1 protein-coding gene is annotated in these 386 nt (G+C 63.7%); it reads right to left on the bottom strand.

Translation table 11 applies throughout. From position 1 onward, the window contains the following. Positions 1 to 2: 2 nt before the first annotated feature. On the bottom strand, positions 3 to 386 hold a 384-nt coding region (locus EN914_RS38195; protein ID WP_164779320.1), incomplete at its 5' end, for a sensor histidine kinase KdpD.

Below are 386 nucleotides of genomic sequence, written 5' to 3'. Positions count from 1 at the left end.
GCCTACCGCCGTCGAGCCGCCACCGCCGCGGTCGGCAGTGCTGGCAATTCCTCCATCTCCCGGCTCAGCGGGAAGATGGCGATCGCCTCGGTGCCTTCGCGCAGCTTGGAATGAAGTTCGAACTCGCCGCCATGCATTGCGAGCAGCCCTTGCACGATCGGCAGGCCAAGCCCGGTGCCTTGCTCGGCGCTCTTGATGGCAATGGAGCCCTGGCCGAAGGCGGAAAGCACGATCGGGATCTCGTCTTCCGGTATGCCCGGGCCATTGTCCTTGATCGAAATGTATTGTCCGCCGCCCGCCGTCCAACCGACACGGACACGGATTTCGCCGCCGGTGGCGGTGAATTTTATCGCGTTCGACAGAAGGTTGAGCGTGATCTGCCGCAC

Source organism: Mesorhizobium sp. M7A.F.Ca.CA.001.08.2.1 (assembly GCF_003998455.1).
GTDB classification, from domain to species: Bacteria; Pseudomonadota; Alphaproteobacteria; order Rhizobiales; family Rhizobiaceae; genus Mesorhizobium; species Mesorhizobium ciceri.
This window is presented reverse-complemented; position numbering and strand designations above follow the sequence as displayed.